Genomic DNA, 13,408 nt, shown 5'->3' with positions numbered 1-13,408 from the left:
CGACTCAGGCCGCGTCCCACTCCGCCCCGAACGCCAGCAGTTCGTCCCGGTGCTCGATGCGCTCCACCCAGTCCGCCGGCCACGCGTCCGCGCCGAGGTGAGCGCCCGCGAACGCCCCGGCCAGCGCCGCGATCGAGTCCGAGTCGCCGGAGGTGCAGGCGGCGCGGCGCAGGGCCAGGACCGGTTCGCCCACGAACATCAGGAAGCACAGCAGACCCGTGGCCAGGGCCTCCTCCGCGATCCAGCCGGCGCCCGTGGCGAGGCACGGGTCGGTCTCGCGGGACGGTTCGCGCAGCGCGTCCCGCAGCCGGTCGAGCACGCCGAGGCACTCGTCCCAGCCGTGGGCGATGAACTGCTGCGGCGTGGGGGCGTCGCCGCGCCGCCACAGGTCGCCGAGCCACGCCTCGTGGTACGTCTCGCGGTTCTCGTACGCGTACGAGCGCAGCATCCCGACGAGCCCGGTCGGCTCGGTGCCCCCGGCGAGGAGGCGTACGGCGTGCGCGGTGAGGTCGGCGGCGGCGAGGCCCGTCGGGTGGCCGTGCGTGAGGCCCGCCTGCAACTGGGCGCCGCCCGCCCGCTGTTCGTCGCTCAGGCCGGGGGCGAGCCCGAGCGGTGTGACGCGCATGTTGGCGCCGCAGCCCTTGGAGTGGATCTGACTGGCCTCCTGCCAGGACCGGCTCCCGGTCTCCAGCAGTCCGCACGCGCGCAGGCAGGTGTTGCCGGGCGCGCGGTTGTTGTCGGGCGAGCGGTACCAGTCGACGAACTCCGCGCGCAGCGGCCGCGCGAAGCCCTCCGGCCCGAGCGGTCCGCCTGTCGTGGCGGTGCGCAGCGCCCGCGCCACGGCGAGCGCCATCTGCGTGTCGTCGGTGATGTACGCGACGGGGTGGCCCGGCAGCTCCATCTCCCGCCAGGGCCCGTGCTTGTCGAGGATGGCGGGTACGTCGCTGAACTCGGTGGGGTAGCCGAGCGCGTCCCCGAGGGCGAGGCCGAGCAACGATCCGGTGGCGGGGCGGCGGGTCATGGGCGGGATCCTTCGGTCGGCTCGTGCGCGGGCCGCAGCAGCGGTGGGTGCAGGGATGTGGCGCCGCCCGCCCGGTAGAGCGCCGCGGGTTTGCCGCGCCCTCCGGTGAGCCGGGACGCGCCGGGGATCGGCTCGACGAATCCGGGCGTCGCGAGCACCTTGCGCCGGAAGTTCGCGGGGTCGAGGTCGGTCCCCCACACCACCTCGTAGACCTGCCGCAGCTCGCCCAGCGTGAACTCGGGCGGGCAGAACGCGGTGGCCAGGCAGGTGTACTCCAGCTTGCCGCCGATCCGGTCGTGGGCGTCGGCGAGGATCCGGTCGTGGTCGAAGGCGAGCGGGCCCTGCGTCCCGTACGGCAGCCAGTCGGCCCGCGCCGCGTCCCCGCCGCCGTGCGCCTGCGGGGCGTCCGGCACGAGCGCGGCGAACGCGACGGACACCACCCGCATCCGGGGATCGCGCCCGGGATCGCTGTACGTACGCAGCTGTTCCAGATGGAGCCCGGCGACATCGGCGAGCCCGGTCTCCTCGGCGAGCTCGCGCCGCGCCGCCCCCTCCGCGGACTCGTGCGGCTCGAGGAACCCGCCGGGCAGCGCCCAGCGCCCCGCGTACGGCTCGTGCCCGCGCTCGACGAGCAGGATGTGCAGCCGTCCCGACCGGAGCGTGAACACGGCCAGGTCGACGGTGACGGCGAAGGGCTCGTAGGCGTGCTTGTCGTAGCCCGCCACAGGACCGTTGTCGGACATGCGAAGACCCCCTCCCTTTATTGGTCCAACAGACCTTAAAAGGAGGGGGTCGCCGCACACAAGACCCGGGCGCGAACGCCCGCGGGCCGACCTACAGGTCGACCTCCTTCATCAGCATGCCGACCTCGGTGTTCGAAAGACGCCGCAGCCAGCCCGACTTCTGGTCGCCGAGCGTGATCGGACCGAAGGCGACCCGCACCAGCTTGTCGACCGGGAAGCCGGCCTCGGCCAGCATCCGCCGCACGATGTGCTTGCGGCCCTCGTGCAGGGTGACCTCGACCAGGTAGTTCTTGCCGGTCTGCTCGACGATCCGGAAGTGGTCCGCGCGCGCGTACCCGTCCTCCAGCTCGATGCCGTCCTTGAGCCGCTTGCCCAGGTCACGCGGGATCGGGCCCACGAGGTGCGCGAGGTAGACCTTCTTCACGCCGTACTTCGGGTGCGTGAGGCGGTGGGCCAGCTCACCGTGGTTGGTGAGCAGGATGACGCCCTCGGTCTCGGTGTCGAGCCGCCCGACGTGGAACAGCCGCGTCTCACGGTTGTTCGTGTAGTCACCGAGGCACTGCCGCCCCTCGTTGTCCTCCATGGTGGAGACGACACCGACCGGCTTGTTCAGCGCGAAGAACTGGTACGACTGCGTGGCCACGGTCAGCCCGTCGACCTTGATCTCGTCCTTCTCGGTGTCGACGCGAAGGCCCTGCTCGACCACGATCTCGCCGTTGACCTCGACACGGGCCTCGTCGACCAGCTCCTCGCAGGCACGCCGCGAACCGTAACCGGCACGCGCCAGCACCTTCTGCAGGCGCTCGCCCTCCTGCTCGGCACCGGGGAACGTCTTCGGGAGCTTGACGTCCTTCTTCCCCGCGTACCGCTCGCGATTGCGCTCCTCGGTCCGCGTCTCGTACTCGCGCGACCGCGAGGGAGCCGTACGGGGACGGCCGCCCGGACCCTGCTGCTGACCGCGCTTGGGTCCGCCCTTGGCGCCGCCGCGCGCGGAGGCGCCGCGGCCCGACTTCGAACCGTCCTTCGAGGCGTTCGGGCCTACGTCGTAGAGCCGCTCCTCGGGACGCGGCCGCTTCGGGCGCGCGGGCCTGTCGTCACGCTTGTCGTCGCGCTTTTCGGCGCGGCTGTCGGCACGGTTGCCGCCGCCACGCCTGTCGTCGCGGTTGTTGCCGGCGCCGCGCTGGCTGCCGCGACCCCCGCTGTTCCCGCCGCGGCCGCTGCTGTTGCCACCACGGCTCCCGCCGTTGTTTCCGCTGCTGTTCCTGCCGCTACTGCTTCGCATCAAAGTTCCGTCTGGTCGTGTACTGCTGCGCCACCCGGCGCATCGGGTGCGTCCGGGTCGAACGACGGGAGCCCTTCCTGCGTATCGCCCTCGATCGCGTCCGCCTCGGGGAGGAAGGGCGCGAGTTCCGGCAGCTCGTCCAGGCCGCGCAGGCCCATCCGCTCCAGGAAGTAGTTCGTCGTCCTATACAGGATCGCACCTGTTTCGGGTTCCGCGCCCGCCTCCTCCACCAGACCCCTCTGCAACAGGGTCCTCATGACCCCGTCACAGTTCACTCCGCGCACCGCGGAGACCCGGGAACGGCTGACCGGCTGCCGGTACGCGACGACGGCGAGGGTCTCAAGGGCCGCCTGGGTGAGCCTCGCCACCTGCCCGTCCAGCACGAAGCCCTCGACGGCGGCGGCGTACTCCGGCCGGGTGTAGAACCGCCAGCCGCCCGCCACGAGCCGCAGCTCGAAGCCGCGCCCCTGCACGCGGTACTCGTCGGCCAGCTCCCGCAGCGAGTCGCTCACGGCCCTCCTGGGCCGCTGCAGGATCTTCGCCAGATGCTCCTCGGTGGCCGGCTCGTCGACGACCATGAGTACGGCTTCGAGGGCCGGCTTGAGCTCCAGCTCGGCCACGCCACCGGGGACGTCCTGCTCGCTCACGTGGCAGCCTCCTTCTGGTCGGGCTTCTGGTCCGGTTGGTCGGGCACCTCGGGCGCCCGGTCGAACTCGTCCGTCACCACGGGCTCGGTCCCGTCCTCTCCCCCGGTCCAGCGCACGATCAGCTCGCCCAGCGGGGTCTCCTGCTCGAGGCCCACGGCCTTCTCCCGGTACAGCTCGAGCAGCGCGAGGAACCGGGCGACGACGGTGAGCGTGTCGTCGGTGTCGGCGACAAGGTCCCGGAACCGGGCCTCACCGACCTCTTTCAGCCGGGCGACGACGAGCTGGGCCTGCTCCTGCACGCTCACCAGCGGCGCGTGGATGTGCTCGACGTACACCTGCGGCTTGGGCTTGGGCTGCATCGCCTTCACGGCGAGCTTGGCGAAGCCCTCGGCGCCGATGTTGATGACGACGTCGGGCAGCAGCTCGGCGTGGTGCGGCTCGAGCCCGACGGTCCGCGGATACCGCCGCGCCTCGTCCTCCATGCGCCCGCTGAAGATGTCGGCGATCTGCTTGTACGCGCGGTACTGCAGCAGCCGCGCGAACAACAGGTCGCGGGCCTCCAGGAGGGCCAGATCGGCCTCGTCCTCCACTTCGGCGGCGGGCAGCAGGCGTGCGGCCTTCAGATCGAGCAGCGTCGCAGCGACGACAAGGAACTCCGTCGTCTGATCAAGATCCCAGTCGGGCCCCATGGCCCGGATGTGCGCCATGAACTCATCGGTGACCTTGGACAGCGCGACCTCGGTGACGTCGAGCTTGTGCTTCGAGATCAGCTGCAAGAGCAGATCGAACGGCCCCTCAAAATTATCCAGCCGAACCTTGAACTTCCCGTCGTCGACGTCAGCGACCCCGTCCCGGGAGTCCGCTTCCGGCTCCGCCCCGGGCTCCGCACCGCTTTCAGCCGCACCTTCCGGCTCCGCCGCCCCCGCCTCGGGCTCCGCCGCCCCCGCCTTGGGCAATCTGCCGCCTGGGGCGGCAGGGTGGGCAAGGCGGCCCCCGGCTCCGGCCGAGGGTTCGGACGGCTCAGGCCCCGGTTCAGCGAGCGCTCCACGGCCGAGCGCACGCCGCCGACCGGGCGACGACGACGGCTCAGACGATTCGTTCACGGACATCAACGCAGGACGCTACCCGGCCAGGGCCTAGCGCCCTCGCAGCCGACGCACAAGAATGCTCGCGTCCCCACGGGACTCGAGGTCGGCCAGCACCACGGCAACCGCCTCACGCACAATGCGCCCCCGGTCGACCGCGAGCCCGTGCTCACCACGCAGCACGAGCCGCGCGTGCTCGAGGTCCATCAGCTCCTCGGCGGACACGTACACGGTGATCTTCTCGTCGTGCCGCTCACGCCCACTGGGCCGCCGGTTGGCCGCCCGCGACCGCTTCCGCGCCGCCGCGGTGGAACCCCGCCCACCGGAACCTTCCTGCGCCCCGCCGGAGGCCCTGCGCTGCGCCTTGTCGGCGGCACCCTCCGCGGCAGCGGCCCGGCTCCGTGACCCGGCGTCCGACTCGGCCTCGGCGGCGGAGTGCTCACCGGAACCGGAGGACGCGGGAGCCGCCTCCGCGTCACCCTCGGAGGCCGCGGCGGCGGCCTCGTCGCTCTCCCCGGCAGGGGAGGGAACCCGCGCCTCCCCGTTCGCCGAGCGTCTCGGGGACGACGCCTGCAGCCCCATGCCCCCGGTCGTACGGAACAGTTCGTCGGCCCCCGGCAGACTCACTCGGCGTGACACCGGGCGAGCACCTCCCTGGCAAGCTGGCGATAGGCCGCGGCACCGACCGAGTTCGAGGCGTACGTCGTGATCGGCTCACCGGCGACCGTGGTCTCCGGGAAGCGAACGGTTCTGCCGATCACCGTGTGGTAGACGTTGTTGTCGAACGCCTCGACCACGCGCGCGAGCACCTCACGGCTGTGCACGGTCCGCGAGTCGTACATCGTGGCGAGGATCCCGTCGAGCTCCAGGTCCGGGTTGAGCCGCTCCTGGACCTTCTCGATCGTCTCGGTCAGCAGGGCCACGCCACGCAGCGCGAAGAACTCGCACTCCAGCGGAACGATGACCTTGTGAGCGGCGGTCAGCGCGTTCACGGTCAGCAGGCCCAGGGACGGCTGACAGTCGATCACGATGTAGTCGTAGTCGGCCATCAGCGGCTTGAGCGCCCGCTGCAGCGTGGACTCGCGCGCCACCTCGCTGACCAACTGCACCTCGGCAGCGGACAAGTCGATATTGCTGGGGAGCAGGTCCATGTTCGGAACCGCGGTCTTCAGGAGCACCTCGTCCGCGGCCATGCCCCGCTCCATGAGCAGGTTGTAGACCGTGAGGTCGAGCTCCATCGGGTTCACGCCGAGGCCGACCGACAGGGCACCCTGCGGGTCGAAGTCGACGAGCAGGACCCGGCGTCCGTACTCGGCGAGCGCGGCACCCAGATTGATGGTCGACGTGGTCTTGCCGACGCCGCCCTTCTGGTTGCACATCGCGATGATCTTCGCCGGGCCGTGGTCGGTCAGCGGTCCTGGAATCGGGAAGTACGGCAACGGACGCCCGGTGGGACCGACGCGCTCGCGGCGCTGGCGGGCAGCGTCGGGGGCGAGCGTGGCCGCGTACTCGGGGTCGGGTTCGTACTCGGCGTCGGGGTCGTAGAACGACCCCTCGGGCAGGGTGTCGTAGTCGGCGAAGTGACTTTGTGTGTCGCCACTTCGGTCGCCGGCCATGGCGTTCACGTGATGGCCATCCATGCTCTGGTCTGCTGTCTGCGTCGGCGTCTGCTGGGGGATGCCCTGATAACTGCTCTGATGGGCAGCGAAGGTACGCACAGCGACGGGGCCGACAGCCTGAAGCCCCGCGGGAACCTGTCCGCCTGGCTGGCCACCTCCGGGAGTAAATGTCGACTCATTCACAAGTCGTCTTACCTCCTTGGATATGGCCAGGAACATTTATCGATAGGTCAGCGTGGCACCATGCCGACGGTTGGCGACTCTATGGCGTGTCACCGGTCCGCAGCAACACAATCCGCCGGACCCGGCCCGATGTGTCGGTAACGAAACACCCTCATGTCAAGGGCGTACGACGGCTCTTCGGTGCATTTCGTCGCCGTGCGAATCGGGTAAAGGGTTACGTTCGCGGCGAGTTGACCATGTCCGGACCCGTACCTTTCCCCTACACGTACGGCCGGACCCCTCACAAGGTCCGGCCGTAGGCGTGAGATTGACGACTTTCGTTGACGTCGTCCGTGAAGCGGGTCAGCCGAGGAGGCTCTCCAGCTCGAGGTGCTCGAGGCCGTGCGCCTCCGCCACCTCCTTGTAAACGACCTTGCCGTCATGGGTGTTGAGGCCCAGGGCGAGGGCCGGGTCGCGGCGCAGGGCCTCGGCCCAGCCGCGGTTGGCGAGCTCCACGATGTACGGGAGCGTGGCGTTGGTCAGCGCGTGCGTCGAGGTGTTCGGGACCGCGCCGGGCATGTTGGCGACGCAGTAGAAGACCGAATTGTGCACCTTGAAGGTCGGCTCGGCGTGCGTGGTCGCGTGCGAGTCCTCGAAGCAGCCGCCCTGGTCGATCGCGATGTCGACAAGGACACTTCCGGGCTTCATGCGGGACACGAGCTCGTTGGTGACCAGCTTCGGCGCCTTGGCGCCCGGGATGAGGACGGCGCCGATGACGAGGTCGGCCTCCAGGCAGGCCTTCTCCAGCTCGAAGGCGTTCGACATGACCGTCTGGATCTTCGTACCGAAGATCTTGTCGGCTTCCTTGAGCTTGTTGATGTCACGGTCGAGCAGGGTCACGTGGAAGCCCATGCCGATGGCGATCGTCGCGGCGTTCCAGCCGGAGACGCCGCCACCGATGACGACGGCCTTGCCCGCGTGCACGCCGGGCACACCGCCGGGCAGCACACCGCGGCCGCCGTTGGCGGCCAGCAGGTGGTAGGCGCCGACCTGCGGGGCGAGGCGGCCCGCGACCTCGGACATCGGGGCGAGCAGCGGCAGCTGGCGGTTCGCGGTCTCGACCGTCTCGTACGCGATGGCGGTCGTGCCCGACTCCAGGAGCGCGTCCGTGCACTCCTTGGACGCGGCCAGGTGCAGGTAGGTGAAGAGCGTCTGGTCCTTGCGGAGGCGGTGGTACTCCTCCGCGATCGGCTCCTTGACCTTCAGGAGCAGGTCCGCCGTGGCCCAGACCTCGTCGGCGGTGCCGAGGATCTGCGCGCCGGCCGAGACGTACTCGGCGTCCGTGATCGAGGAGCCCACACCGGCGTTCTGCTCGACGAAGACCTGGTGGCCGTGGCGTACCAGCTCATGGACGCCGGCAGGGGTGATGGCCACCCGGAACTCGTTGTTCTTGACCTCGCGGGGGATGCCGACCTTCATCGTCGATCACGGTCCTTGGCTCAGGGATTAAACGGGCAATGCACTACATACCGGCACACCACGGGACGCACCGGGAGACGCCACGGATGACCGCGGCAGAGCCAGTCTAATGAAGGTTATTGAGCTGTCTAGCCTTTCGATGCATCAATCTTCAGCGGATGCGCTACGGATTTCGCAGGTGTTAGCGGCTTGTTCCGAAGGGTTTGCCTCCGCTCCGTCGGAGCCGGTGAGCTCCTCTCCCAGCATGCGCTCGGCCGCACCCCGGTGCAGCTTGGCCGCGGCGGGGTCGCCCAGCCGGTCGAGGGTGTCGGCGAGGCGCAGCTGGAGCGCGGCCTGCAGCCGTGCGTCCTTCGCCTGGCGCGCCCACTCGATCGCCTCCTGGCAGGTGTGCAGCGACTCCTCGGGCCGTCCTGCGTATTCGAGCACCCGCGCCAATTCGCTCAACGCCCGCGCCTGGGCGGGCACATCGCCCTCCTTGCGGTAGCCGGCGACGGCCGAGCGCAGGGAGCGCAGGGCCTCGCCGTAGCGGCCCGCGTACGTGTGGACTCCCGCGATACGTCCATGAAGGCGCGCGGCGTCGGCCCGCTCGCCGCGCGTGAGCCGCTGCGCGAGGGCCCGCCCGTACCAGTCGGCGGCCCGCTGCCAGTCCCCCAGTGACTGGTAGGCACCACCTACGGATTCCATCGCGCGGCCCGTCGCGTACGGGTCCTGTGCGGCGCGTCCGGCGTCGAGAGCGGCCCGGTAGCGGGCCAGTGCCTCGTGCGTGCGGCCGGTCCGCGCGTCGAGGTCGGCGAGGTTGAGGAGGGCCGCGGCCTTCTCCCTCGGCAGGTTCCGGCGCTCGGCGACATCGAGCACGAGCCGGTGGATCCCGTACAGCTCGGGCGCGGCGTCCTCGGTTCCCCGGTGCGCCACGATCGCCCGTACGAGAGCGGCCATGAGGCGCCGGGCCAGCGTGTCCAACTCCCCGTCGGCGACGGCAAGTCGGGCGGCGGCGAGCAGCGCGGGCTGCCGTGCGCGCAGCCACTCGGCGGCCGCCTCCCGGTCGGCGAAGCGCAGGGCGCTCGGCAGGCCGGCGAGCTTCTTGCGGGCCGGGGAGTCGAAGGGTTCGGTGACGGCGCGGCACGAGGTGAGCAGCCGTACGGTCCGCTCCAGCATGCGGGCGCGGGCCAGCTGCACCTCGCCCGGCCGGTCGACCGTCTCGGTGAGGCCGCGCAGGAACGGCGCGAGGCAGCCGGGCACCTCGTACTGCGGCAGCTCGGAATCCACGCCGCGGACCAGGCCGAGGGTGACGAAGGCGTCGAGGGTGGAGTGGGCCGCCGCGACCGAGCAGCCGGCGAGCGCCGACGCGGTGTGCGGGTCGACGTAGCCCTCCGGGGCGAGGCACAGATAGCGCAGTATCCGGGCGGCGGGCCCGGGCAACGATTCGTAGGCGAACCGGAAGACGCGGGCGAGAGCGGACCCGTCGGGCTCCAGGGCGTGCAGCTGCTTGGCCAGGTCCGCGACGGATTCCTTGGGGCGCGCGGCGAGCCAGCCGCCGGCGATCTCCAGGGCGGCGGGTCCGGCGCCGCAGAGCTCCACCAGGGACTCGGCGGAGCGCGGGTCGCAGGTGACGCGGACCGAACCGGTGTGCCGGGTGAGGAGTTCGAGCGCGGCCTTGGTGTCGAGGCCGCCGAGCGTGCAGGGCCGCACGTCCGGGATGCCGGTCAGCGGTCCCTCGGCGACGGCCACGGCGAGGCAGTCCGGGGTGTCGGGGAGCAGCGGGTCGACCTGCTCGGCGCTGCCCGCGTCGTCGAGCAGCAGCACCACGCGGCGCACCGCGAGTCCTTCGCGCAGCCGCTCGGAGAGGTCGTCGGCGTTCTCGCCGGGCGGGGCGGGCAGTTCGAGGGCGTCCAGCAGGTCGCGAAGGACGCGTTCGGTGGGGACGGGGGTGCCGTCGGGGGCGGTGAGGCGGGTCCGCAGGGTGCCGTCGGGGTACTGCTCGCGGACGTCCTTCAACAGCTCTTCGGCGAGGGCGGTACGCCCCGTGCCCGGGCGCCCCGCGATGAGCAGCACCCGCGCACGAGGCGCCTTCCGCCCGGAGAGCGTGTCGAGCCCGGCCCGCTCGATGTCGGACCGAAGCTGCGACAACTCCCTTTTACGCCCCAGGAACTGACGCTCCGCCACCTCTTGCCCCCGACGGGTGCGACGCCGCTTGCGGGACCGTCCGGGGGCCGACTCGACCTCCGTCACGTCGTCCGACTCGACCGCCTGATCCGTCACGGGCCACGCTCCGTCTCACCCATCCCCTCCGGGGGTCGGCAGGGGGCGTTCCCGAGCCTAGTTGAGGCTGCACGGACCCCCTTGGCGCGCGGCGCGCCCGAGTCCCCCGATCGGATCAGCGGATGATGTGACCTGTAACGGGGTTACGCCCTCGGGAGCCCCGCAACGGGGACCACGGTCCCCGCCCATCTCCCACCACCCGCCCCCCTCCGGGGGCGTCGACCCGACGGGGTACCGCCACCCGCCTTGGGCAATCTGCCGCCTTGGGCGGCAGGGTGGGCAAGGCGGCACCCCGGTGCGGCGCAACCAGTACCGCAGGGCTCCGCCCCGGACCGGGCTACGCCGCAGGCCTCACGCCTCGAACGGCCGCGCCGGCCACTCCGCCAGCGCCGGGCGGAGTGCGTCGAGGCCGTCCCCCGCCAACGCAGCGGCCAGCGAAAGCGTGCCCACCACAAGGCAGTTGTTGTGCAGCTCACCCGCGAGCACACCCCGGACCAGCTCGGCCAGAGGAACGCGGGCGAACTCCATGTCCGCCTCTTCCTCCTCCACCTCGAACCGCTCACCCTCCGCCTCGGAGAGATCCCGCGCGAGGAAGATGCGTACGGCCTCGGAGCAACCGCCCGGCGTCGTGTAGACGTCGGTGAGGACCCGCCAGTCCTCCGCCTTGACGTGCGCCTCCTCGTACAGCTCGCGCTGCGCCGCGTGCAGCGGGTTCTCGCCGGGGATGTCGAGCAGGCCCGCCGGGATCTCCCAGAGCTTCATGCTCACGGGGTGCCGGTACTGCTTGAGCAGGAGCACCCGGTCCTGGTCGTCGAGGGCCACGACGGCCACCGAGCCGGGGTGCACCTGGTAGTCGCGCCGGGCGACGGAGCCGTCCGGCATGACGACGTCGTCCGTACGTACGGAGGTCTTGTTCCCGACGAAGGGGGTCGCGGTCGCCCGGACCTCCCACTCCTCGGCCGTGTCCACCAGCGGCGTGTTGGCCGTCATACCGAAAGCCCTCCTACGTAAGAAACCGGGGCGCACGCCGCAAAAGGCGTACACCCCGGTTACCGTACCTCGCTCGTGTTACAAGCCCCGCAGAGCCTCTACTTGGCCTTCTTGGCCCCCGCGGAACCGGCCGAAGCGCCCTTCGCGGCAGCGACCTTGCGCTCGACCGCCGCCTTCACCAGACCGGCGAACAGCGGGTGCGGACGCGTCGGACGCGAGCGCAGCTCCGGGTGCGCCTGCGTGGCGACCAGGTACGGGTGGACCTCACGCGGGTACTCGACGTACTCGACGAGCTTGCCGTCGGGGGACAGACCGGAGAACTGCAGGCCCGCCTTCTTCTCCAGCTCGGCGCGGTACGCGTTGTTCACCTCGTACCGGTGCCGGTGGCGCTCCTCGACGTACTCCTTGTTGTCGTACACCTCGCGCACGATGGAGCCCTCGGCGAGCTTCGCCGGGTACATGCCGAGCCGCATGGTGCCGCCCATGTCGCCCTCACCGGCGACGATGTCGAGCTGCTCGGCCATGGTCGAGATGACCGGGTGGGCCGTGGCGGCGTCGAACTCCGTGGAGTTGGCGTCCGGGATGTCCGCGAGGTTCCGGGCCGCCTCGATGACGGTGCACTGGAGACCCAGGCAGAGACCGAGCAGCGGGATCTTGTTCTCGCGGGCGAACTGGATCGCGCCGACCTTGCCGGACACGCCGCGGTCGCCGAAGCCACCCGGGATGCAGATCGCGTCGACGTCGCCGAGCGTCTTCTTCGCGCCGGCCGGCGTCTTGCAGTCGTCCGACGTGACCCACTTGATCTTGACCTTGGCCCGGTTGGCGAAACCGCCGGCGCGCAGCGCCTCGGTCACCGACAGGTAGGCGTCGGGCAGGTCGATGTACTTGCCGACCAGCGCCATGACGATCTCGTGGTCCGGCTTGTGGACGCGGCCGAGCAGGTCGTCCCACTGCGTCCAGTCCACGTCACGGAACGGCAGGTCGAGCTTGCGGACGGCGTACGCGTCCAGGCCCTCGCTGTGCACGACCTTCGGGATGTCGTAGATCGAGGGGGCGTCGGGGCAGGCGACGACCGCGGCCTCGTCGACGTCGCACATCAGGCTGATCTTGCGCTTGATCGCGGTCGGGACCTCACGGTCGCAGCGCAGCACGATGGCGTCCGGCTGGATACCGATGTTGCGCAGAGCCGCAACCGAGTGCTGGGTCGGCTTCGTCTTCAACTCACCCGACGGGCCGATGTACGGCAGGAGGGAAATGTGGACGACCAGCACATTGTCGCGGCCGACCTCGTGGCGGACCTGGCGGACCGTCTCCAGGAACGGCAGCGACTCGATGTCGCCGACGGTGCCACCGACCTCGGTGATCACGACGTCGACCTCGTCCGTCGCCATGCGGCGGATGCGGTGCTTGATCTCGTTCGTGATGTGCGGGATGACCTGGACGGTGTCGCCCAGGTACTCGCCGCGCCGCTCCTTGGCGATGACCTGCGAGTACACCTGGCCGGTGGTCACGTTGGCCGAGCCGTCGAAGTCGATGTCGAGGAAGCGCTCGTAGTGGCCGATGTCCAGGTCGGTCTCGGCGCCGTCGTTGGTGACGAACACCTCGCCGTGCTGGAAGGGGTTCATCGTGCCCGGGTCGACGTTCAGGTACGGGTCGAGCTTCTGCATGACGACACGGAGGCCACGGGCCTTGAGCAGCATGCCGAGGCTGGAGGCGGTGAGGCCCTTACCGAGGGACGAGGCGACACCCCCAGTGACGAAGATGTGCTTGGTCGTCGAAGATTTCGGCTGCATGGCCAAGAGGGGGCTCCCGTGGTCGCGGTCGTGGGGGTGCGTGCCGACGCGCTCGCCCTGGTTTTCGGGAGGCGCCGTCGCTGCGGTTCGGGGGTTCTATGACCACCGGCTCACGGGCTACCAGGGTATCAGCGACGGGAGGAGGCTGCTTCCGGCCACGCTCCGCGCACAGCCCACCACGCAGGTGGGACAAGGCGCGGGCACTCACTCGTACGGCCGAAACGCGATGTACTGAGCGGCACGCGGATCACTTGAGCGCGTCGTATCCTGCTCGGACACTCGGCTGGCGAGTCACAACGGAATACGGCGTCACGACGGCAACACCCCC

Annotated in this window: 11 protein-coding genes; all 11 read right to left on the bottom strand. The window is 70.6% G+C overall.

Annotation, left to right across the window (positions count from 1 at the left end):
* Positions 1 to 4 precede the first annotated feature (4 nt).
* Entirely contained in the window at positions 5 to 1,021 is a 1,017-nt protein-coding gene (locus ACOKM3_RS31650; protein ID WP_426904543.1) for an ADP-ribosylglycohydrolase family protein, read from the bottom strand.
* Entirely contained in the window at positions 1,018 to 1,764 is a 747-nt protein-coding gene (locus tag ACOKM3_RS31645) for an NUDIX hydrolase (protein ID WP_426904541.1), read from the bottom strand. Before ACOKM3_RS31645 ends, ACOKM3_RS31650 begins: the two co-directional genes overlap by 4 nt.
* A 91-nt stretch (positions 1,765 to 1,855) precedes the next feature.
* Positions 1,856 to 3,046: a pseudouridine synthase gene (locus tag ACOKM3_RS31640; RefSeq protein WP_426904539.1), complete on the bottom strand. Its 1,191-nt coding sequence runs from the start codon at positions 3,044 to 3,046 to the stop codon at positions 1,856 to 1,858.
* A complete protein-coding gene (gene scpB / locus ACOKM3_RS31635; protein WP_426904537.1) occupies positions 3,046 to 3,693 on the bottom strand; it encodes an SMC-Scp complex subunit ScpB in 648 nt (215 codons plus the stop codon). The genes ACOKM3_RS31640 and scpB overlap by 1 nt, the downstream gene beginning before the upstream one ends.
* Positions 3,690 to 4,802, bottom strand: coding sequence for a segregation and condensation protein A (locus tag ACOKM3_RS31630; protein WP_426904535.1), 1,113 nt, complete (start codon positions 4,800 to 4,802; stop codon positions 3,690 to 3,692). The genes scpB and ACOKM3_RS31630 overlap by 4 nt, the downstream gene beginning before the upstream one ends.
* Positions 4,803 to 4,829: 27 nt before the next feature.
* Positions 4,830 to 5,417 carry a hypothetical protein gene (locus ACOKM3_RS31625; RefSeq protein WP_426904533.1) on the bottom strand — a complete coding sequence of 196 codons (588 nt, stop codon included), beginning with the start codon at positions 5,415 to 5,417 and terminating at the stop codon, positions 4,830 to 4,832.
* Positions 5,402 to 6,580: a ParA family protein gene (locus ACOKM3_RS31620; protein ID WP_385765075.1), complete on the bottom strand. Its 1,179-nt coding sequence runs from the start codon at positions 6,578 to 6,580 to the stop codon at positions 5,402 to 5,404. The genes ACOKM3_RS31625 and ACOKM3_RS31620 overlap by 16 nt, the downstream gene beginning before the upstream one ends.
* A gap of 342 nt (positions 6,581 to 6,922) precedes the next feature.
* On the bottom strand, positions 6,923 to 8,038 hold the full coding sequence (ald, locus tag ACOKM3_RS31615) for an alanine dehydrogenase (RefSeq protein WP_426904531.1): 1,116 nt from the start codon (positions 8,036 to 8,038) through the stop codon (positions 6,923 to 6,925).
* Between the two features lie 144 nt (positions 8,039 to 8,182).
* A complete protein-coding gene (locus tag ACOKM3_RS31610) occupies positions 8,183 to 10,165 on the bottom strand; it encodes a tetratricopeptide repeat protein (RefSeq protein ID WP_426906950.1) in 1,983 nt (660 codons plus the stop codon).
* A 483-nt stretch (positions 10,166 to 10,648) separates the two neighbouring features.
* The gene (locus tag ACOKM3_RS31605; RefSeq protein ID WP_426904529.1) at positions 10,649 to 11,287 is read right to left on the bottom strand and encodes an NUDIX domain-containing protein; all 639 of its coding nucleotides are present in this window, start codon (positions 11,285 to 11,287) and stop codon (positions 10,649 to 10,651) included.
* 98 nt (positions 11,288 to 11,385) lie between these two features.
* On the bottom strand, positions 11,386 to 13,080 hold the full coding sequence (locus ACOKM3_RS31600) for a CTP synthase (protein ID WP_426904527.1): 1,695 nt from the start codon (positions 13,078 to 13,080) through the stop codon (positions 11,386 to 11,388).
* Positions 13,081 to 13,408 lie beyond the last annotated feature (328 nt).

It is taken from the genome of Streptomyces nidicola (assembly GCF_050106155.1).
GTDB lineage: Bacteria > Actinomycetota > Actinomycetes > Streptomycetales > Streptomycetaceae > Streptomyces.
Note: the sequence above shows the minus strand (reverse complement) of the source record. Positions and strands in the feature narration are given on the sequence as shown.

What these genes read in the sequence shown, in the direction of transcription:
- ACOKM3_RS31650 (WP_426904543.1), bottom strand. Translation starts at nt 1,021, where the DNA reads ATGACCCGCCGCCCCGCCACCGGATCGTTGCTCGGCCTCGCCCTCGGG.
- ACOKM3_RS31645 (WP_426904541.1), bottom strand. Translation starts at nt 1,764, where the DNA reads ATGTCCGACAACGGTCCTGTGGCGGGCTACGACAAGCACGCCTACGAG.
- ACOKM3_RS31640 (WP_426904539.1), bottom strand. Translation starts at nt 3,046, where the DNA reads ATGCGAAGCAGTAGCGGCAGGAACAGCAGCGGAAACAACGGCGGGAGC.
- ACOKM3_RS31630 (WP_426904535.1), bottom strand. Translation starts at nt 4,802, where the DNA reads ATGTCCGTGAACGAATCGTCTGAGCCGTCGTCGTCGCCCGGTCGGCGG.
- ald (WP_426904531.1), bottom strand. Translation starts at nt 8,038, where the DNA reads ATGAAGGTCGGCATCCCCCGCGAGGTCAAGAACAACGAGTTCCGGGTG.
- ACOKM3_RS31605 (WP_426904529.1), bottom strand. Translation starts at nt 11,287, where the DNA reads ATGACGGCCAACACGCCGCTGGTGGACACGGCCGAGGAGTGGGAGGTC.
- ACOKM3_RS31600 (WP_426904527.1), bottom strand. Translation starts at nt 13,080, where the DNA reads ATGCAGCCGAAATCTTCGACGACCAAGCACATCTTCGTCACTGGGGGT.